An 18,019-nucleotide genomic window follows, 5' to 3' on the forward strand; every position below is an offset into this window, starting at 1 on the left:
GCAGCCGCCCACCCCGACGGCGCCCGCCCCCGCCCGCCCCGCACCCACCGCCCCCGAACCGCCACCGGTGGCCCCCGAGGACGACATCCCGGAGGAGGACGACCCCGACCTCGACGAGTCGGCCCTCTCCGGCCATGAACTGATCGTCAAGGAGCTGGGGGCGACGGTGGTGGAGGAGTTCCAGAACGAGTGACGAGGGGCGGGCGCCGACGGCTCGGCGGCTGCGGGCCGTCATGGGCTGGTCAAGCAGTTCCCGCGGCCCTGGGTTTCCCGGCGCATCCGGCGCTGGAGAGCGACGGCACCCAGTCGCACGAGCCGGCCCGTCCGGCGCGTGAGGTAGCAACCACCCGGCAACTACCCCCCAGCCCGTCCGGCGTGTGAGGCGGCAACCCCCCAGCCCGTCCGGCGTTTGAGGACGAGGCCGTTCAGGCCGAAGCGGGGGTTTGGGGGCGGCAGCCCCCAAGGGGGCGGGCACCTCAGCAGGCGGCCACTCCTCGGCCGAGCACCCTTGGAGAATCCTCCAGTCGGCCCACCCGGCTACGCTGGCCCCCGTGAAGGTCCTCGTCATCGGCAGCGGCGCCCGCGAACACGCCCTGTGCCGCTCCCTGTCCCTCGATTCCGACGTCACCGCGCTGCACTGCGCCCCCGGCAACGCCGGCATCGCCGAGGTGGCCGAGCTGCACCAGGTCGATGCCCTGGCAGGCGAGGCCGTGGCCGCGCTCGCCCTGGAACTCGGCGCCGACCTGGTCGTCGTCGGCCCGGAGGCCCCCCTCGTCGCCGGGGTCTCCGACGCCGTGCGCGCGGCGGGCATCCCGGTGTTCGGCCCCTCCGGGGCGGCCGCCCGGATCGAGGGGTCCAAGGCGTTCGCCAAGGACGTGATGGCGGGGGCCGCGGTGCCCACCGCCCGTTCGTACGTCTGCACAAACGCCGAGGAGGTCGCCGAGGCACTGGACGCCTTCGGCGCCCCGTACGTCGTGAAGGACGACGGGCTCGCCGCCGGCAAGGGCGTCGTCGTCACGGACGACCTGGCCGCCGCCAAGGCGCACGCCGCCGCCTGCGACCGCGTCGTCATCGAGGAGTTCCTGGACGGCCCCGAGGTCTCCCTCTTCGCGATCACCGACGGCGAGACGGTCCTCCCGCTCCAGCCCGCCCAGGACTTCAAGCGCGCCCTGGACGGCGACGAGGGGCCGAACACGGGCGGCATGGGGGCCTACTCCCCGCTGCCCTGGGCCGACCCCAAGCTCGTCGACGAGGTCCTGGAGACCGTCCTGCAGCCGACCGTCGACGAGATGCGGCGGCGCGGCACCCCGTTCTCCGGGCTGCTCTACGCTGGCCTCGCGATCACCTCGCGCGGCGTGCGGGTCATCGAGTTCAACGCCCGCTTCGGCGACCCGGAGACCCAGGTGGTCCTCGCCCGCCTGAAGACCCCGCTGGCCGGCGTCCTGCTCGCCGCCGCGAACGGCACCCTCGCCGACCTCCCGCCGCTGCGCTGGCGCGACGCCGCCGCCGTCACCGTCGTCGTCGCCTCGCACAACTACCCGGACACCCCGCGCACCGGCGACCCCATCACCGGCCTCGACGCGATCGCCGCCGAGGACGCGCCGCACGCGTACGTCCTGCATGCGGGGACGAAGCGCGCCGGCGACGACGTCGTCAGCGCCGGCGGCCGGGTCCTCTCCGTCACGGCGACCGGCGAGGACCTGACCCAGGCCCGTGAGCGGGCGTACGCGGCGGTGGCGCGGATCGGCCTCGACGGCTCCCAGCACCGCACGGACATCGCCGCGAAGGCGGCGGCCCAGGCCCAGGAGGCCTGAGCCCTCCGCCGCCCCTCCCCGCAGACCCGTCCCTGATCAGGCCCCGGACCCGAAATCCGGGGCCTGATCATTGCTTTCTGTCGATCACCTCTGACCAAAGCCATTCCATCGAGTGACCGATGCCCCATCCGGCTGACGGAGGCCGAGGCCCCAACTAGGGTGCGGCGCAGGCGTTCCGGCACTTGGCCCACCGGCATTGCGATGTCAGTCGTGGGTGCCACAGTGGGGGAGTGAGCAACAGCCAGGACAGGCCGAGGACAGCAGGGAGGGGGTGAGGTCCGGACGTGACCAGTACCGGTATCGGTGCGGAGGCGGGAGCGCAGGCAGCGCGCACCCGGGCCCTCGCCGTGCTGCGCATCCGCGGCCGGGCCCTGGCCGTGGCCCTGCTCCCCGCCGCGGCCACGGTGATCCTGCTGACCGGCGGTTCCACCGGCCACTTCGTCGGCCGGGGCTGGGACACGGCCCGCTGGATCGTCGGCGTCCTCGCCGTGCTCGTGCTGCTGGCCGCCGCCGGCATCGCCCTGGTCGTGGCCCGCGCCCGCCCGGCCGTGACCCCGACGGTCGCGATCCCGGAGGAGTCCGCCCCGGACCTGTACCGGATGGTGCGCGACCTCGCCGACCGCCTGGACGTGCCGGCGCCCTCCGCCATAGCGCTCACCCCGGACTGCGACAGCTGGCTGGAGGACCGCACCCACCCGGCCCACGGCCCGCCCGCGCCCAAGGGTGGCGACGAGCTCGGCACCCCCGGTCTGCACCGCCGCACCCCGGCCGCCCCCGTCCTCGTCATCGGCTCCCCGTTCCTGTGGTGGATGCGCGTCGGCGAGCTCCGCGCGGTCCTCGCCCCGGTCGTCGCCGGTACGGGACCCTCGGCGCAGCCGGACATAGCTGCCGCCCGCCGTTTCGTACGGGGCCTGGACGCGGCGGTGGCCGTCTCCGCGACGCCCGGCCGATGTCCGGGCACCCGCCTGCTCTGCGCGGGCGTCGGCTGGGTGGCCCGGCTGCTGCTGCGCGGCTGCCGGGAGCACGCGGCGCTGATGGAGCGCGGAGTCGCCGCGGCCGCCGCCGAGCGGGCCCAGGCCGTGGACTACGGACTGCGGATCGTCGCCCAGGAGCAGGTCGGCCTCGCGTACGCCGGCTGGGACCGCCTGCTCACCCGGGTCGCGCTGCCCGCCTGGCGGATGGGCCGCTGGCCCTCCCGGCTGGACGCGGGCGTGGTCGCGGCCCTCACCGAGCTGTCCCGGCGCGACCGGCTGGCCGAGGGGTTCGCCTCCCGGCTGGGCGAGCGGCCCGCCTGCGACCTGCTGGAGGAGCCGGGCCTGGTGGACGAGGCCGCCTCGCTGCTCGCCGCCCGCCTCTTCCACGGCGGCCCCGCCGAGCCCGGCCCGGCCTGGTCGCCGGTGGACTGGCAGGAGTATCCGGACGAGGTCGTCGACCGCACCTGGCGCACCGAGGCGGCCCGCCTGCACCGCGTCCTGGACGCCCTCGGCGTCCGCGCCACCCTGGACCCCGCCGCCCCGGACCCCGGCGGCCCCACCCTGGCCCGGGTCCTGGACCACCTGACGGATCCGTCCGCCCCCGGCAGGCGCCGCCCGTGCCCTCCGGAGTACGACGAGGACCCCCGCACCCCCGGTCACGAGGACCCTCGCACCCCGGGTCACGAGGACCCCCGCATCCCCGGCTACGACGAGGAGGCAGAGGAGCCCACCGGCACCGAACGCAGCGCCGCCCTCGCCGCCGGCCTCACCGCGGCCCTCGCCCGCGAGGAGCGCGCGGAGGCGGCCGACGCCGCGCGCCCCGGCAGCCCCGCCCCCGCCCCTGCCCCCGCCGGCCAGGCCGGCCCCGGCAGCCCCCTCTGGGACGACGGCGCACTGCCCCTGTTCCCGCTCCAGCCCCCGCGCACCGCCCGCGAGCTCCTCGCCGACCACGTCAAGGCGATGGTGTGCTGCGCGGCCGTGGACACCGCCGGAGCCACCCCCGGCCTGGACTGGCTCGACGGCCCGTCCCTGCTGGTCGACGGCGAGCGGGCCGCCGACCTGACGTCCAGAGTCCTCAGCCTCGTCGAGGAGGGAGACCCGGCCCCGCTGCGGGCCTGGCTGGTCGAGTCCGGAATACGTCCCGAGAAACCGGTCCGACTCGTCTGACCTCGGCGTTTCGACGCTTTAGCGGAGCAAAGTGTTCCACTTCAGGCAAATTCGCAACGAACCGTGACCGGACGCGTGCGTTATGTGATGTGCTGGGACCGTTCGCGGATGTGGCAAGCGCATCCGACATAAGACAGACGCCACAGTCACGGCGCGGCCCGGCAGCACGACCGGGATCGGAACCGCACGCAACCAGGCGCGAACAGGCACGACCAGGAACGGCCAGGCGCAACAGGGAAAGAAAGCACAACAGGAAAAGAACCGCGTACACATCGCACATCGGCTCGTATCAGCACACTTCACGGGGGCACGAGGGAGGGGAGCCACCATGGCATCGGACCACATCCGCCGCTGGGAGTCGGGAGCACTCGCGCACGCCGTCACGGACCCCTTCGGCCAGGGGCCCGTCCCCTGGCTGCGTGGCAGCGAGACCTATTTCGACGACACCGGTCATGTCGTCCCCTGGTACGTGGACCCCAGCCGGCCACAGCCCACCGGCGAGAACCCCAGGGTCCCCGCACCGCGCACCGCCGTCGGCGGCCCGCGCTCGGCGGACGACGTGCACCGCCAGATCAAAGGATTCACCTCGACCGGCGCGGTCACCCCGGGCGAGGCCGTCGACTTCCACATCACCGTCGACCCGCCGCAGGAGTTCAGCGTCGACATCTACCGCATCGGCCACTACGGCGGTGACGGCGCATCCAAGATCACCACCAGCCCCCGGCTGTCCGGCATCGTCCAGCCCCCGCCGCTGGCCGCCGACCGCACGGTCTCCTGCCACCACTGGTGGCTGTCCTGGCGGCTGCAGGTCCCGTCGTACTGGAGCATCGGCGCGTACGTCGCCGTGCTCACCACGGCCGACGGCCACCGCTCGCACGTGCCGTTCACGATCCGCGACAACCACCCGGCCGACCTGCTGCTCCTGCTGCCGGACATCACCTGGCAGGCGTACAACCTCTACCCGGAGGACGGCCGCACCGGGGCCAGCCTCTACCACGCCTGGGACGAGCGGGGCCGGCTGCTCGGCGAGGCCGACGCGGCGACCACCGTCTCCTTCGACCGGCCGTACGCGGGCGCCGGCCTGCCGCTGCACGTCGGCCATGCCTACGACTTCATCCGCTGGGCCGAGCGCTACGGCTACGACCTCGCCTACGCCGACGCCCGCGACCTGCACGCCGGCCGCGTCGACCCCGCCCGCTACCGGGGCCTGGTCTTCCCGGGCCACGACGAGTACTGGTCCCCGCAGATGCGCCGCACGGTCGAACTGGCCCGCGACAGCGGCACCAGCCTCGTCTTCCTCTCCGCCAACACCATGTACTGGCAGGTGGAGTTGGGGCCCTCGCCGTCCGGGGTCGCGAACCGCCTGCTGACCTGCCGAAAACGCAAGGGCCCGGGAAAGCCCGTGCTCTGGCGCGAGATCGACCGGCCCGAACAGCAGACGGTCGGCATCCAGTACGCGGGCCGGGTGCCCGAGCCGTCCCCCCTGATCGTGCGCAACGCGGGGCACTGGCTCTGGGAGGCCACCGGCGCGCACGAGGGCGACGAACTCCCGGGCCTGGTGGCCGGCGAGGCCGACCGCTACTTCCCGCGCACCGCGCTGCCCGAGCACGAGGCGCGCATCCTGCTCGCCCACTCCCCCTACACCGACAACGACGGCGCCCTGCGCCACCAGGAGACCTCCCTCTACCGCGCCCCCTCCGGCGCCCTGGTCTTCGCCTCCGGCACCTTCGCCTGGTCCCCGGCCCTGGACCGCCCCGGCCACGTCGACCCCCGGGTCCAGCGCGCCACCGCCAACCTCCTGGACCGCATCTGCAAACACGACTGATGCGCGCGCGACCGACCGCGACCGCTCCGCACAGGTGTCCGCGCGGCCCCGCTGTCCGTGCGCAACCCGGCATACGGGAGAATCGTGGGCACCTGTACAGAACCACGGGGAGGAACCGTGTCCGGATTCGTCGAAAAGCCCGAGCCCGTCGAGGTGCCGGGTCTGGTGCATCTGCACACCGGCAAGGTGCGCGAGCTGTACCAGAGCGCGGCCGGCGACCTCGTGATGGTCGCCAGCGACCGCCTGTCCGCGTACGACTGGGTGCTGCCGACCGAGATCCCCGACAAGGGCCGGGTGCTCACGCAGCTCTCCCTGTGGTGGTTCGACAAGCTCGCCGACCTGGCCCCCAACCACGTCATCGGCACCGAGCTGCCCGAGGGCGCCCCCGCCGACTGGGCGGGCCGCACCCTGATCTGCAAGTCCCTGAAGATGCTCCCGGTCGAGTGCGTGGCCCGCGGCTACCTCACCGGCTCCGGCCTCGCCGAGTACCAGGAGTCCCGCACGGTCTGCGGCCTCGCCCTCCCCGAGGGCCTGGTCGACGGCTCCGAGCTGCCCGCCCCGATCTTCACCCCGGCCACCAAGGCCGAGGTCGGCGAGCACGACGAGAACGTGTCGTACGAGGAGGTCGCCCGCCAGGTCGGCGCCGAGACCGCCGCCCAGCTGCGCCAGGCCACCCTCGCGGTGTACGGCAGGGCGCGGGACATCGCCCGGGACCGGGGGATCATCCTGGCCGACACGAAGTTCGAGTTCGGCTTCGAGAACGATGCCCTCGTCCTCGCCGACGAGGTCCTCACCCCGGACTCGTCCCGCTTCTGGCCGGCCGACGAGTGGCAGCCGGGCCGCGCCCAGCCGTCGTTCGACAAGCAGTACGTGCGCGACTGGCTGACCTCGGCCGAGTCCGGCTGGGACCGCAGGAGCGAGCAGCCCCCGCCGCCGCTGCCGGAGCAGGTGGTCGAGGCGACCCGCGCGAAGTACATCGAGGCGTACGAGCGGCTGACGGGCAACACCTGGTCGTGACGGAGGCGGCTCCCGGGCCCCCAGGGCCCGGGAACGGACGGCCCGGGAACAGGCAGGGCCGCGCACGCAGAAGGCCCCCGGCGGAAACCGGGGGCCTTCTCCTCTGAGCGGACGACGAGGCTCGAACTCGCGACCTCAACCTTGGCAAGGTTGCGCTCTACCAACTGAGCTACGTCCGCATGCGCCGTGGCGCGAGAGCAACTATACCCAACCTCGCTCCCGCGCGAGACGCACTGCCGCATGACGGTTCTCCGCACCGAGCTTGGTGACGGCCGAGGAGAGGTAGTTCCGCACGGTCCCCGGCGACAGCGCGGCCCGCTCGGCGATCTCCGCGACCGGCGCCCCGTCGGCCGCCAGCTCCAGTACCTCGGCCTCCCGCGCGGTCAGCGGCGAGTCCCCGGCGGAGATCGCGTCGGCGGCCAACTCCGGGTCGATGTAGCGGTTTCCGGCGTGCACGGTCCGGATGATCTCGGCGAGCCGCTGCGCACTCACCGTCTTCGGGACGAACCCTCGCACACCGGCGGCCAGCGCCCGTTTCAGATGGCCGGGCCGCCCGTGACCGGTGACGATCAGCACCTGGCAGGCGGGCAGTTCGGCGCGCAGCGATGTGGCGACCCTCACACCGTCCGCGCCGGGCATCTGGAGGTCGAGCACCGCGACATCGGGGCAGTGGGCCCGCGCCATGGCGAGCGCCTCCGGGCCGGTGGCTGCCTCGGCGACGATGACCAGGTCGTCCTCGAGGCCGAGCAGCGCGGCCAGCGCGCCCCGGATCAGATGCTCGTCGTCCGCGAGCAACAGCCGTACCGGAGACGTCATGACGTGACTCCACTCACACGCGCATCAGCCGCATCATCCGTACGACCGGACAGCGGGACCGAGGCTGTCACCCGGAACCCGTCCTCCCCGACCGGACCGGCCTCCAGCGTCCCGTCCACCCGCGCCAGCCGCTCCCGCAGCCCGGCGAGTCCGGACCCACGGCCTTCGCCGCCCCGGCGGACCACCCCGTCGTTCTCCACCGTCAGCACCACACACCCCTCCCGCATCTGCAGTCCCACCGAGCACCGCACCGCGTCCCCGTGCCGCAGCACGTTGGTGGTCGCCTCCCGCACCACCCACCCGAGCGCCGACTGGACCTCGGCGGGCAGCCCGCCGGTGTCGCCGGTCACCTCGCAGGAGATCCCCGCCGCCGTCAACACCCCTTGCGCACCGGAGAGTTCGACTCCCAGGTCGGCGTCCCGGTACCCCCGTACGACATCGCGGACCTCCCGCTGCGACTCCTGTGCGATGCGCTGCACCTCGATCATCTGCTCCACGGCCTCGGGCCGTTCGCGCCGGGCCAGCTGCACGGCCAGCTCGCTCTTGAGGGCGATGACGGCGAGGTTCCGGCCGAGCACGTCGTGCAGATCGCGCCCGAACCGCAGCCGTTCCTCGGCGACGGCGAGCCGGGTCCGGGTCTCGCGGGCCTCGTCGAGTTCGTAGACGGCGTTCAGCAGCCAGACGGAGAAGATCGAGGTGGCGGCGAGGAAGCTGCCGGAGAGGAACACCACGAACGCCGTGACCACGGCCTCAGGCCCGGGAACGCCCAGCGGCAAGGACACCACGGCCGCCCCGAACGCGAAGCCCGTGGTCTGCGCCACCACGCGCCGCCGGTTGCGCACGCCCAGCGCCATGGTCCCGGCCCCGAAGGCCAGGATCATGGCGAAGACGGTCGCCGCCGCGTTCTCCGTGCCGTCACCCCCGCCGCCGTGCTTGCGCAGGATCTGAGCCGCGACGGCGAAGACGCAGGTCGCCGCGGTCAGCACCCACAGCAGCCGCACCGGCCGCTCCCGCCGACCCCGTATCCAGTCCAGCGCCCGGGAGGCGGTCACCGCGCAGAGCAGCGCGTGGACGACGACCATTCCCACCAGCCAGCCGGCCACCCCCGCCCCCGCCTCCGCGAACACCGGCAGCCCGATCGCCGCGACCTCGATCACCGCGAAGAAGTGGAACGACCACCGTGTGTACGTCTCGACCTTGGCGGGCGTGGTCTTCCCCCGCCACCAGCCACCTGCTGCCCCGCTCATCCCGGTCCCGTCCTCGCCCTCAGCGCCGAGGTTCCCAGCGGAACCACCGCCGTACAGCAAACACCGCGACCACGGTCCAGGCCAGCGCGATGAGGACGGTTCCCAGGGCCTGGCCCGTGGTCAGCTCGCCGGTCCAGCCGGCCCGGACCAGCCGGACGGCCGGGGAGAGCGGGAGGAACTCGCCGACCTCGGCCACCCGGTCGGGCAGGGCGTCCGCGGGGACGGCGATGCCCGAGCCCACCATGGAGACGAAGACCAGGGGCAGCGCGGTGACCTGCGCGCTCTCGGTGGTCCGGGTGAAGGCCGAGGTGAGCGCCGCGAGCGCGGCACTGATCAGCAGGCCCGCCAGCAGCCCCAGCACGGTGAGGTACGGCGCCTCGGGCGCGCCCGCGTCGAGCAGCACCGCGCAGCCGACGGTCAGGACCAGGGCCTGTGCCAGGCCGAGGCAGACGGCGGGCAGGGCGGTGCCGGCCAGGATCTCCGGGTCGGTGAGCTCGCCGGTGCGCAGCCGCTTGAGGACGAGTTCCTCACGGCGGGCCACGTAGGCGCTCACCAGGGAGGTGTACACGGCGAAGAGGAAGGAGAAGCCGATCGCGGCGGTCAGCATCAGGATGCCGGTGTTCAGCCCCTTCCCCGTGACGTCGAGCTGGTCGAACGTGGGCCGTACGGTGATCGGCAGGGAGAGCGGCACGAGCAGCGCGACGAGCACCGTGCCGCGGTTGCGGCCGAGGAGCAGCAGTTCGGCACGGGCGAGGGCGGCCAGCCGGCGACGGACCGCGGTGCCCGTCGCCCGGCGCCCGCCGAGAGCCGGCGCGTTCGGGGCGGTCATGCGGCCACCTCCTGCGCGATCCCCAGGAACGTCTCCTCCAGCGAGGCCGAGCGCACCTCCAGCCGTTCCAGCGCGACCCCCGTCCGCTCGGCCCAGGTCAGCACCCCGGTGGCGGTCCGCTGCACCTCGCGCGTCCGCAGCCGTACGGCCCGGCCCTCGGCCTCGTGCCCGCACACGCCCAGTGCGGCGAGCGGCGGCAGGTCGCCGAGGAAGTAGCCGGCGGGCAGTTCGAAGGAGATCCGCGCGGGCCGGTCCGCGGTCACCTCGGCCGGTGTGCCGGTGACGGCGATGCGCCCCTCGTGCAGGATCGCGAGCCGGTCGGCGAGGTCCTCGGCCTCCTCCAGGTAGTGCGTGGTGAGCAGGACGGCGGTGCCGGCGTCGCGCAGCGCGCGCACCAACTCCCAGGTGTCCCGGCGCCCTTCGGCGTCGAGTCCGGTCGTCGGTTCGTCGAGGAACAGCACCTCGGGCCGCCCGAGCAGCGCGAGTGCCAGGTCGAGGCGGCGCCGTTCCCCGCCGGAGAGCTGTTTGACCTTGACCTCCGCCCGGCCCGCGAGCCCGACCAGGCCGAGCGCCTCGGCCACGGGCCGGGCTCCGGTCGTACAGCCGGCCCACATCCGTACCGTCTCGCCGACGGTCAGCTCGGAGGGGAAGCCGCCCTCCTGGAGCATCACGCCGGTGCGCGGGCGTACGGCGGCCCGCTCCCGGTGCGGATCGTGGCCCAGCACCCGGACCCGGCCCCCGTCCGGCGGGGCGAGTCCTTCCAGCAGTTCGACCGTCGAGGTCTTTCCGGCGCCGTTGGTGCCGAGCAGCGCGAAGATCTCCCCGCGGGCCACGGAGAAGGTGATTCCGCGAACCGCCTGGAACCCGCCCCCGTAGACACGCCGGAGATCTGTGACCTCAATCACGTGTTCGTAGTCCATGACTCCAGCGTCTCCGCTGCCGGGGCCCGGGAGCAGTGCGCGGTGTCATCACTCGCCATGACAAATGTCAGAGGGAACTGCCTCGGCGGGTGCGGGTGCGGGTGGGCGCACGAAAAAACCCCAGTCATATGACTGGGGTTTCCTCTATGAGCTGGAGCGGACGACGAGGCTCGAACTCGCGACCTCAACCTTGGCAAGGTTGCGCTCTACCAACTGAGCTACGTCCGCACTGCTCCCGACCGGCTCCCACCGATCGGTGCGAGCACCAGCCTACCTGATCCACAAGCTGCTCAGGACCGGCGGTGCAGAGCGGGTGACAGGAATTGCACACTGCGCCTTCCCCCTGGAAGGGGGATGTTCTACTACTGAACTACACCCGCATGTACTCCGTGGGCTCCGGCTTTTCGACCGTGTCCCTCGGCGTGCTCCAGACATTAGCTGATCAGCAGGGGGGTAGCGCAAGTCGGCTGCCCCCAGGGGCGGCTGACGCACCCTGAGGGCAGCCGGCCGTCCTGTCACTGGGCGGCGCTGAACGCCTCGTACACCTTCTTCGGGATGCGTCCGCGGGCCGGGACGTCCATCTTGTTCGCCTGCGCCCAGGCGCGGACGGCCGCCGGGTCGGGGGCGACCTCCGTCTGCTTGTACGCCTTGCCCGACTTCGACCGCTTGCGGCCGGCCGCGAGGTACGGCTCCAGGGCCTTGCGCAGTTTCTTGGCGTTCGCTTGATTCAGATCGATCTCGTACGACTTGCCGTCGAGTCCGAAGGCGATCGTTTCCGCCGCTTCCGAGCCGTCGATGTCGTCAAAGAGAGTGACCACGACCTTCTGCGCCACGAATATTCGGTCCCTTCGTGTGGCACGTCTATACAGCTCATCGTCGGCACATCGGCGATGACCGCGATGGCGGGAGATGACGTGCCGAGTATCGGCTATTGCCAATTCATTTGTACAGTGCCTGGCAATACAAAGTGAAGCCCGACTAAATCCGTCCGGCGTGTCCCGGCGCAATAGATGTCGCGGGCGAACCCGGGGAACTTTCCCAGAACTTTTCGTGAGGATCCGCCGCTGTCACCCGATCGTGATGCGGCTCACGTAGTTTCCTACAACTCTACCCGCGTAGAAATTTTGTGCGGGTAGTCTGAAGACACCGGTCGGGGACCCCGACGGGTATCACGGGTATCTGCTCAGCAGTCAGCACCACAACACCGGGAGTGCCAGTGGCACGCGTCGTAGTCGACGTCATGCTCAAGCCGGAGATCCTCGACCCCCAGGGCCAGGCGGTCCAGCGTGCGCTGCCGCGCCTGGGTTTCGAGGGCATCTCCGACGTACGTCAGGGAAAGCGATTCGAACTGGAAGTTGACGGACCGGTCGACGAGGCCGCGCTCGCCCGCATCCACGATCTTGCGGAATCCTTCCTCGCCAACACCGTGATCGAGGACTTCACCGTCAAGGTGGAGGAAGTCGCGGAGGCGGCGAAGTGACCGCTCGTATTGGCGTCGTCACTTTCCCGGGAAGCCTCGACGACCGTGACACCCAGCGCGCGATCCGCCTCGCGGGTGCGGAACCGGTCGCCCTCTGGCACAAGGACAAGGACCTCCACCAGGTCGACGCGGTGGTTCTTCCCGGTGGTTTCTCCTACGGCGACTATCTGCGGGCCGGCGCCATCTCCCGCTTCTCGCCGGTGATGGAGACCGTCATCGAGCAGGCGAAGGCCGGCCTCCCGGTCCTAGGTATCTGCAACGGCTTCCAGGTCCTCACCGAGGCGCACCTGCTGCCCGGCGCGATGCTCGGCAACAACCACCTCCACTTCATCTGCCGCGACCAGAAGCTGCGGGTGGAGAACGCGGACACCGCCTGGACGGCCGACTACCGCGCGGGCCAGGAGATCCACATCCCGCTGAAGAACATGGACGGCCGGTACGTCGCCGACGAGTACACGCTCGACAAGCTGGAGGCGGAGGGCCGGGTCGCCTTCCGTTACGTGGACTTCAACCCCAACGGCTCCCTCCGTGACATCGCCGGCATCACCAACGAGGCCGGGAACGTCGTCGGCCTCATGCCGCACCCCGAGCACGCCGTCGAGCCGCTGATCGGCACCGGCCGCACCGACGGCCTCCCCTTCTTCACCTCGATCCTCAAGAAGCTGGTGGGCGCATGAGCCGGACGCCTCTGGACACGGTCGAGCACGCGGCCGCGACCCCCGACGTCGAGCTGCCCTGGGCCGAACTCGGCCTGAAGAAGGACGAGTACGAGCGGGTGGTGGAGATCCTCGGCCGCCGCCCGACCGGCGCCGAGCTCGCCATGTACTCCGTCATGTGGTCCGAGCACTGCTCGTACAAGTCCTCGAAGGTCCACCTCCGCCAGTTCGGCGAGAAGGCGCCCCAGTCGGACGCCCTGCTCGTCGGCATCGGCGAGAACGCGGGCGTGGTCGACGTCGGCCAGGGCTACGCGGTCACCTTCAAGGTCGAGTCGCACAACCACCCCTCCTACGTGGAGCCCTACCAGGGCGCGGCCACGGGTGTCGGCGGCATCGTCCGCGACATCATCGCGATGGGCGCGCGGCCGGTGGCCGTGGTCGACCCGCTGCGCTTCGGTGCCGCAGACCACCCCGACACCAAGCGCGTCCTGCCGGGCGTCGTCGCCGGCATCGGCGGCTACGGCAACTGCCTGGGCCTGCCCAACATCGGCGGCGAGGTCGTCTTCGACGCCTGCTACCAGGGCAACCCGCTGGTCAACGCCGGTGCCATCGGCGTCATGCGGCACGAGGACATCCACCTCGCCAAGGCCTCCGGCGCGGGCAACCAGGTCATCCTGTACGGCGCCCGGACCGGCGGCGACGGCATCGGCGGCGCGTCGATCCTCGCCTCCGAGACCTTCGACGACGCGAAGCCCTCCAAGCGCCCCGCGGTCCAGGTCGGCGACCCCTTCCAGGAGAAGCTGCTCATCGAGTGCACCCTGGAGGCGTTCCGGGAGAAGCTCGTCGTCGGCATCCAGGACCTCGGCGCGGCCGGTCTGTCCTGCGCCACCTCCGAGCTCGCCTCGAACGGCTCCGGCGGCATGACCGTCACCCTCGACGACGTCCCGCTGCGCGACTCGACCCTCTCGCCCGAGGAAATCCTCATGAGCGAGTCGCAGGAACGCATGTGCGCGGTGGTCGAGCCGGCCAAGGTCGCCCGCTTCCTGGAGATCTGCGAGAAGTGGGACGTCATCGCCACCGTCATCGGTGAGGTCACCGACGGCGACCGGCTCGAGATCTTCTGGCACGGCGAGAAGATCGTCGACGTCGACCCGCGCACGGTCGCCCACGACGGCCCGGTCTACGAGCGCCCCTACGCCCGCCCGTCCTGGCAGGACGAGCTCCAGGCGGACGACGCGAACAAGCTCGCGCGCCCGGCCGACAGCGGGGAACTCCGCGCGCAGGTCCTTCAGCTGGTGGGCTCCCCCAACCAGGCCTCCAAGAAGTGGATCACCTCCCAGTACGACCACTTCGTGCAGGGCAACACCGTCCTCGCCCAGCCCGAGGACTCCGGCATGATCCGCGTCGACGAGGAGAGCGGCCTCGGCGTCGCCATCGCCACGGACGGCAACGGCCGTTACGCCAAGCTCGACCCGTACGCGGGCGCCCAGCTGGCCCTGGCCGAGGCCTACCGCAACGTGGCGACGACCGGCGCCAAGCCCCTCGCCGTCTCCGACTGCCTGAACTTCGGCTCGCCCGAGGACCCGGCGGTCATGTGGCAGTTCGCCGAGGCGGTCCGCGGCCTCGCCGACGGCTGTCTGCAGCTGGGCACCCCGGTGACCGGCGGCAACGTCTCGCTCTACAACCAGACCGGCGAGGCGGCCATCCACCCGACCCCGGTGGTCGCGGTCCTCGGCGTGATCGACGACGTGGCCCGCCGCACGCCGGTCGCCTTCCAGGAGGAGGGCCAGCTGCTCTACCTCCTCGGCGACACCCGCGAGGAGTTCGGCGGCTCGGCCTGGTCCCAGGTCGTCCACGACCACCTCGGCGGCCTGCCGCCGAAGGTCGACCTGGAGCGCGAGCGTCTCCTGGCCGAGATCCTGATCTCCGCCTCCCGCGACGGCATGATCGACTCGGCGCATGACCTGTCCGACGGCGGTCTGATCCAGGCCGTGGTCGAGTCCGCGCTGCTCGGCGGCAAGGGCGCGCGGCTGGTCGTCCCCGACGGCCTCGACGCCTTCACCTTCCTCCTCTCCGAGTCGGCCGGACGCGCGATCGTGGCCGTCCCGCGCTCCGAGGAGGTCCGCTTCAACGACATGTGCGGCGCGCGCGGCCTTCCGGTCACCCGCATCGGTGTCGTGGACGGCGACTCGGTGGAGATCCAGGGCGAGTTCGAACTCCCCCTGACCGAACTGCGCGAGGCGCACGAGGGCACGATCGAGGCGCTGCTGGCGTAACCCGCCGTAGGACGACGAAGGCCCCGCCCGGGTTCACGTTCCCGGGCGGGGCCTTCTCGGCTCAACGGACGTGGTTCTTGAGGATCTCCGTGTCGAGTTCGATGCCCATCGGTTCGGGGAGGGCCACCTTCTCGCCGAACTTCGCGGTCTGGACGGTGCGGTAGCCACCGATCTGCCGGTCCGGGCCGCTGTGCACCTTGACCGTGCAGGAGTCCCGGTCGATCAGGAGGTACAGAGGGATTCCCGACTGGCCGTATGCGGTCGGCTTCTCGTGCCGGTCCTGTCGGTCGGTGTCCGAGTCGTACGAGGTGACCTCGACGACCATGAGCGCGCCGTCCGGGTCGGCCCACTCGCCCTGTCCCGCGAAGTGGGCCTCGGGCGCGAGCACGGCGTCCGGTTTCGCTCTGCCTTCTCGACAGGCCTCCACCCGGAGCCCTCGGCCGTAGTACAGGTCCAGGTCGAGCCTGGCTTGCATACAGCGCCGGGCCAGCCAGGACACGATGGTGCCGTGGTCCCCGTCCGTCACCCGCTTGACTCCGATCCGTCCGTCGATGAACTCCAACGTGACGGTCTCGGGAGCGGCGGAGGCGACCGTTTCGAACTCCTCCACCGACATCTGAGACGTGCGCTCGGCCGTAACCGTCATGTTGCACCCCCTTCCAGGCGAAGACCAGTGTTGCCAGGCTCCGGCGGTGCGGGGCGAGTTCCGCCGCGGATCACACCTACGGGTGATCATCCCGGCTTGCTCAGCGGCCCGGCTGCCGGATGCGTGCCCGGACAGCGGTGCGGTCGACGCCGAGTTCGGTCAGGAGTTCCGCCGCGGGATCCGGGCGCTCGCAGTCGAGCAGGGCCAGCAGCAGGTGTTCCGGTGTGATGCGGCGGCCGCGGGCCTTCTTGGTCTCGGCCAGGGCGCGGGGGAGGACTGCGCGGGCGCTCGACGTGAAGGGGGTGCGCTTGCGTGAGGCGGGAATCGGGGCCCGCTCGATCCCCCGGACGTCGATGCCGACGACGGCCAGCGCGGACCGGTCGAGGGCGTCGAGGGCGGCGCGGGCGGTCTCCAGGTCGGTGCCGAGGGCCCGGACCGCGCCCGGGTCGTGCAGCACTCCCAGGAGGAGGTGCTCGGTACCGATGCGGCGGTCGCCGCGCAGCGTGGTCTCTTCGAGCGCCGAGGCGACGGTCGCCCGGGCCTCTGCCGCGAACTGTTCGAACATGGTCGTCTCACTTCCCGTACTTGGCGTGGACGGACTGCCGGGACACGCCCAGGGCGTCCCCGATCTGTTCCCAGGACCATCCCTGTTCCCTGGCGCGCGCGACCGCCGCCGCTTCGACCTGCTCGGCCAGTCGGTGCAGGGCACCCACGGCCCGCAGTCCCACCGCGGGGTCGTGCGACCTGAGGCGTGCTGAGAGATCTCCTGCGTTCATGCGTGTCAGTCTGGATTGACGCCAGCCCGGTTGTCAACCCAGACTGACAGGGAGGGGGTCGATAGGCTCACCGCCATGCCCCAGGCCAAGAAGCGCGCCCGCAGTTACGACCCGGCCAGGACCCGCGCCGCGGTTCTCGCCCAGTTCGGCAATGTGCGAGCGGCGGTCGAGGGCCTCACCGCCGAGCAGCTCGCGCTCCCCACCCGGCTGGCGGGGTGGACCGTGCGGGACCTCGTCGCCCACATCGGCATGGCGGTCACCGCCGTCCACCGGGCCGCGGACCAGCCCGAGCCGGCGAAGGCCGACGCCGTCCTCCTCGACTGGCCGTTCGGGACCTCCGGCAACGCCGCCGCGATCGACGGCTTCACCCGGCGCCTCGCCGCCGACCACCCCGACCTCGGTGCCTACCTCGCCGACGCCGACACCGGCCTGCGCGCCCTGCTCGACGCGCACCCCGGCACCCGGCTGCTCGCCACCAGCGCCGGCGCGCTCTCCCTCGACGACTACCTCGTCACCCGCGCCGTCGAGCTGGTCGTCCACACCGACGACCTCAACACGGCCGTCGCCGGGCTGGAGGTGCCGTACGACCGGCAGGCCCTGGCCGCCTGTACCCGGCTGCTCGCCGACGCGCTCGCCGTCAAGGCGCCCGGTGGCTCCACGGAAGTGCGGGTGCCGCCGTACGCGGTGGTGCAGTGCGTCGAGGGGCCCCGGCACACCCGGGGCACCCCGCCGAACGTCGTCGAGACCGACCCGCTGACCTGGATCCGGCTGGCCGCCGGACGGATCGCGTGGCAGGAGGCCGTGGCGGACGCCAGGGTCAGCGCCAGCGGGGAGCGGGCCGACCTCGGGGCGTACCTGCCCGTCCTGGGGTGAGGGAACCGATCGGCCGGTGCGCGCCGTCGAAACGGCATGTACGGGTTGAAACAGCGCATGCGGCGTATGACCCTGACGGCGACGGCCACCCTGCTCGTTCCGCTCGTGGTGGCCTGTGGCAGTGCGAGAGGAGCCTCCGTGGGGACTCGGCCGCCCGTGACCGGGATCGACTGGACCGTCGACAGCGTGACCGTCGACGGCACCACCCACCGCGCCCCGGCGCACGCCCATGTGAAGATCGAGGACGGCCGGGCGGCCGGCAGCTTCGGGTGCAACCAGTTCAGCGCCACGGCACAGATCACGGACGACCAGATCCGGTTGAGCCACACCCGCACCACCCGGATGGCCTGCGACAACGCCCGGATGACCTTCGAGCGCGCACTCGCCCGCACGCTCACCTCCGGGCCGCTGACCATGAAGGGCGAGGACCGGAAACTCACCCTCACCACGGCCGGCGGCGACCGCGTCCAGCTGTCCAGGACATGACCGCGACCTGGGCCGTGGCCCCCCGATTGATGTGCGACACCTCACTCAGGGATACGGTGTCAGGGGGTTGCGCCGACACCGCTCCGCACGAACCGACGCCGTCTGGAGAAACCTCCCACTGCGCTGACCTGCGAAAATGGAGAAAGCCACAACGGCGTCCGCGGGCGTAGATCCATTACGGCTGTGTATCCCCAATTCGGACCAGTGGTCGATCTCG

17 protein-coding genes, 3 tRNA genes and 1 pseudogene are annotated in these 18,019 nt (G+C 71.9%); 10 read left to right on the forward strand and 11 right to left on the reverse strand.

Features of this window, described 5'->3' with window-relative positions; all coding sequences use genetic code 11:
• The 5 genes and pseudogenes from ACFWPQ_RS39250 to ACFWPQ_RS39270 all read left to right on the forward strand — a co-directional run.
• A pseudogene (locus tag ACFWPQ_RS39250) lies at nucleotides 1–193 on the forward strand (DNA polymerase III subunit gamma/tau); the annotation flags it as partial.
• Between the two features lie 358 nt (nucleotides 194–551).
• Nucleotides 552–1,814, forward strand: a complete 1,263-nt coding sequence (purD, locus tag ACFWPQ_RS39255; protein ID WP_384046022.1) for a phosphoribosylamine--glycine ligase — start codon at nucleotides 552–554, stop codon at nucleotides 1,812–1,814.
• 284 nt (nucleotides 1,815–2,098) lie between these two features.
• Nucleotides 2,099–3,955 (forward strand): hypothetical protein, encoded by a 1,857-nt coding sequence (locus tag ACFWPQ_RS39260; RefSeq protein WP_384046026.1) that lies wholly within the window; start codon nucleotides 2,099–2,101, stop codon nucleotides 3,953–3,955.
• Nucleotides 3,956–4,283: 328 nt separating this feature from the next.
• Nucleotides 4,284–5,780 carry a N,N-dimethylformamidase beta subunit family domain-containing protein gene (locus ACFWPQ_RS39265; protein WP_384046029.1) on the forward strand — a complete coding sequence of 499 codons (1,497 nt, stop codon included), beginning with the start codon at nucleotides 4,284–4,286 and terminating at the stop codon, nucleotides 5,778–5,780.
• 117 nt (nucleotides 5,781–5,897) lie between these two features.
• A complete protein-coding gene (locus tag ACFWPQ_RS39270; RefSeq protein ID WP_384046032.1) occupies nucleotides 5,898–6,797 on the forward strand; it encodes a phosphoribosylaminoimidazolesuccinocarboxamide synthase in 900 nt (299 codons plus the stop codon).
• A 106-nt stretch (nucleotides 6,798–6,903) separates the two neighbouring features.
• On the opposite strand, the gene ACFWPQ_RS39275 is transcribed toward ACFWPQ_RS39270, so the two are convergent.
• The 8 genes from ACFWPQ_RS39275 to ACFWPQ_RS39310 form a co-directional block, all read right to left on the reverse strand.
• A tRNA-Gly gene (locus ACFWPQ_RS39275) sits at nucleotides 6,904–6,976 on the reverse strand.
• Nucleotides 6,977–6,998: 22 nt separating this feature from the next.
• Nucleotides 6,999–7,613 carry a response regulator gene (locus ACFWPQ_RS39280; RefSeq protein WP_384046034.1) on the reverse strand — a complete coding sequence of 205 codons (615 nt, stop codon included), beginning with the start codon at nucleotides 7,611–7,613 and terminating at the stop codon, nucleotides 6,999–7,001.
• Nucleotides 7,610–8,860 carry a sensor histidine kinase gene (locus ACFWPQ_RS39285; RefSeq protein WP_384046037.1) on the reverse strand — a complete coding sequence of 417 codons (1,251 nt, stop codon included), beginning with the start codon at nucleotides 8,858–8,860 and terminating at the stop codon, nucleotides 7,610–7,612. The genes ACFWPQ_RS39280 and ACFWPQ_RS39285 overlap by 4 nt, the downstream gene beginning before the upstream one ends.
• 19 nt (nucleotides 8,861–8,879) lie before the next feature.
• Complete coding sequence (locus ACFWPQ_RS39290; RefSeq protein WP_384046040.1) at nucleotides 8,880–9,689, reverse strand: ABC transporter permease; 810 nt, start codon at nucleotides 9,687–9,689, stop codon at nucleotides 8,880–8,882.
• Nucleotides 9,686–10,609, reverse strand: a complete 924-nt coding sequence (locus ACFWPQ_RS39295) for an ABC transporter ATP-binding protein (protein WP_384046044.1) — start codon at nucleotides 10,607–10,609, stop codon at nucleotides 9,686–9,688. Before ACFWPQ_RS39295 ends, ACFWPQ_RS39290 begins: the two co-directional genes overlap by 4 nt.
• A 152-nt stretch (nucleotides 10,610–10,761) precedes the next feature.
• A tRNA-Gly gene (locus ACFWPQ_RS39300) sits at nucleotides 10,762–10,837 on the reverse strand.
• A gap of 80 nt (nucleotides 10,838–10,917) precedes the next feature.
• A tRNA-Gly gene (locus ACFWPQ_RS39305) sits at nucleotides 10,918–10,989 on the reverse strand.
• A gap of 135 nt (nucleotides 10,990–11,124) precedes the next feature.
• Complete coding sequence (locus ACFWPQ_RS39310) at nucleotides 11,125–11,442, reverse strand: Lsr2 family protein (protein WP_355713692.1); 318 nt, start codon at nucleotides 11,440–11,442, stop codon at nucleotides 11,125–11,127.
• A gap of 383 nt (nucleotides 11,443–11,825) precedes the next feature.
• Here ACFWPQ_RS39310 and purS point away from each other — a divergent pair, with 383 nt between their 5' ends.
• Genes purS through purL form a run of 3 tightly spaced genes read left to right on the forward strand, consistent with a single transcriptional unit; the run spans nucleotide 11,826 to nucleotide 15,021 of the window.
• Complete coding sequence (gene purS / locus ACFWPQ_RS39315; protein WP_015659417.1) at nucleotides 11,826–12,089, forward strand: phosphoribosylformylglycinamidine synthase subunit PurS; 264 nt, start codon at nucleotides 11,826–11,828, stop codon at nucleotides 12,087–12,089.
• Nucleotides 12,086–12,766, forward strand: coding sequence for a phosphoribosylformylglycinamidine synthase subunit PurQ (gene purQ / locus ACFWPQ_RS39320; protein WP_384046048.1), 681 nt, complete (start codon nucleotides 12,086–12,088; stop codon nucleotides 12,764–12,766). The genes purS and purQ overlap by 4 nt, the downstream gene beginning before the upstream one ends.
• Nucleotides 12,763–15,021 (forward strand): phosphoribosylformylglycinamidine synthase subunit PurL, encoded by a 2,259-nt coding sequence (gene purL / locus ACFWPQ_RS39325; protein ID WP_384046051.1) that lies wholly within the window; start codon nucleotides 12,763–12,765, stop codon nucleotides 15,019–15,021. Before purQ ends, purL begins: the two co-directional genes overlap by 4 nt.
• A 61-nt stretch (nucleotides 15,022–15,082) precedes the next feature.
• Here purL and ACFWPQ_RS39330 read toward each other — a convergent pair whose 3' ends face one another.
• The 3 genes from ACFWPQ_RS39330 to ACFWPQ_RS39340 form a co-directional block, all read right to left on the reverse strand.
• Nucleotides 15,083–15,667, reverse strand: a complete 585-nt coding sequence (locus tag ACFWPQ_RS39330) for a Uma2 family endonuclease (protein WP_384046054.1) — start codon at nucleotides 15,665–15,667, stop codon at nucleotides 15,083–15,085.
• Nucleotides 15,668–15,767: 100 nt separating this feature from the next.
• Complete coding sequence (locus tag ACFWPQ_RS39335; RefSeq protein WP_384046057.1) at nucleotides 15,768–16,232, reverse strand: Clp protease N-terminal domain-containing protein; 465 nt, start codon at nucleotides 16,230–16,232, stop codon at nucleotides 15,768–15,770.
• A 7-nt stretch (nucleotides 16,233–16,239) separates the two neighbouring features.
• The gene (locus tag ACFWPQ_RS39340) at nucleotides 16,240–16,443 is read right to left on the reverse strand and encodes a helix-turn-helix domain-containing protein (RefSeq protein ID WP_361284781.1); all 204 of its coding nucleotides are present in this window, start codon (nucleotides 16,441–16,443) and stop codon (nucleotides 16,240–16,242) included.
• A 75-nt stretch (nucleotides 16,444–16,518) separates the two neighbouring features.
• Between ACFWPQ_RS39340 and ACFWPQ_RS39345 the strand changes: the two genes are divergently transcribed.
• Together ACFWPQ_RS39345 and ACFWPQ_RS39350 are read left to right on the forward strand one after the other, a co-directional pair.
• Complete coding sequence (locus ACFWPQ_RS39345) at nucleotides 16,519–17,316, forward strand: sterol carrier family protein (RefSeq protein WP_384046060.1); 798 nt, start codon at nucleotides 16,519–16,521, stop codon at nucleotides 17,314–17,316.
• Between the two features lie 138 nt (nucleotides 17,317–17,454).
• The gene (locus tag ACFWPQ_RS39350; RefSeq protein ID WP_384046063.1) at nucleotides 17,455–17,802 is read left to right on the forward strand and encodes an META domain-containing protein; all 348 of its coding nucleotides are present in this window, start codon (nucleotides 17,455–17,457) and stop codon (nucleotides 17,800–17,802) included.
• Nucleotides 17,803–18,019: the final 217 nt, after the last annotated feature.

This window comes from Streptomyces sp. NPDC058464 (genome assembly GCF_042721035.1).
GTDB lineage: Bacteria > Actinomycetota > Actinomycetes > Streptomycetales > Streptomycetaceae > Streptomyces.

Excerpts from the sequence above, each read along its gene's own strand:
- ACFWPQ_RS39290 (WP_384046040.1), bottom strand. The coding sequence starts at position 9,689 with ATGACCGCCCCGAACGCGCCGGCTCTCGGCGGGCGCCGGGCGACGGGC.
- ACFWPQ_RS39265 (WP_384046029.1), top strand. The coding sequence starts at position 4,284 with ATGGCATCGGACCACATCCGCCGCTGGGAGTCGGGAGCACTCGCGCAC.
- ACFWPQ_RS39335 (WP_384046057.1), bottom strand. The coding sequence starts at position 16,232 with ATGTTCGAACAGTTCGCGGCAGAGGCCCGGGCGACCGTCGCCTCGGCG.
- ACFWPQ_RS39285 (WP_384046037.1), bottom strand. The coding sequence starts at position 8,860 with ATGAGCGGGGCAGCAGGTGGCTGGTGGCGGGGGAAGACCACGCCCGCC.
- ACFWPQ_RS39280 (WP_384046034.1), bottom strand. The coding sequence starts at position 7,613 with ATGACGTCTCCGGTACGGCTGTTGCTCGCGGACGACGAGCATCTGATC.
- ACFWPQ_RS39340 (WP_361284781.1), bottom strand. The coding sequence starts at position 16,443 with ATGAACGCAGGAGATCTCTCAGCACGCCTCAGGTCGCACGACCCCGCG.
- ACFWPQ_RS39330 (WP_384046054.1), bottom strand. The coding sequence starts at position 15,667 with ATGACGGTTACGGCCGAGCGCACGTCTCAGATGTCGGTGGAGGAGTTC.
- purL (WP_384046051.1), top strand. The coding sequence starts at position 12,763 with ATGAGCCGGACGCCTCTGGACACGGTCGAGCACGCGGCCGCGACCCCC.
- ACFWPQ_RS39345 (WP_384046060.1), top strand. The coding sequence starts at position 16,519 with ATGCCCCAGGCCAAGAAGCGCGCCCGCAGTTACGACCCGGCCAGGACC.
- ACFWPQ_RS39295 (WP_384046044.1), bottom strand. The coding sequence starts at position 10,609 with ATGGACTACGAACACGTGATTGAGGTCACAGATCTCCGGCGTGTCTAC.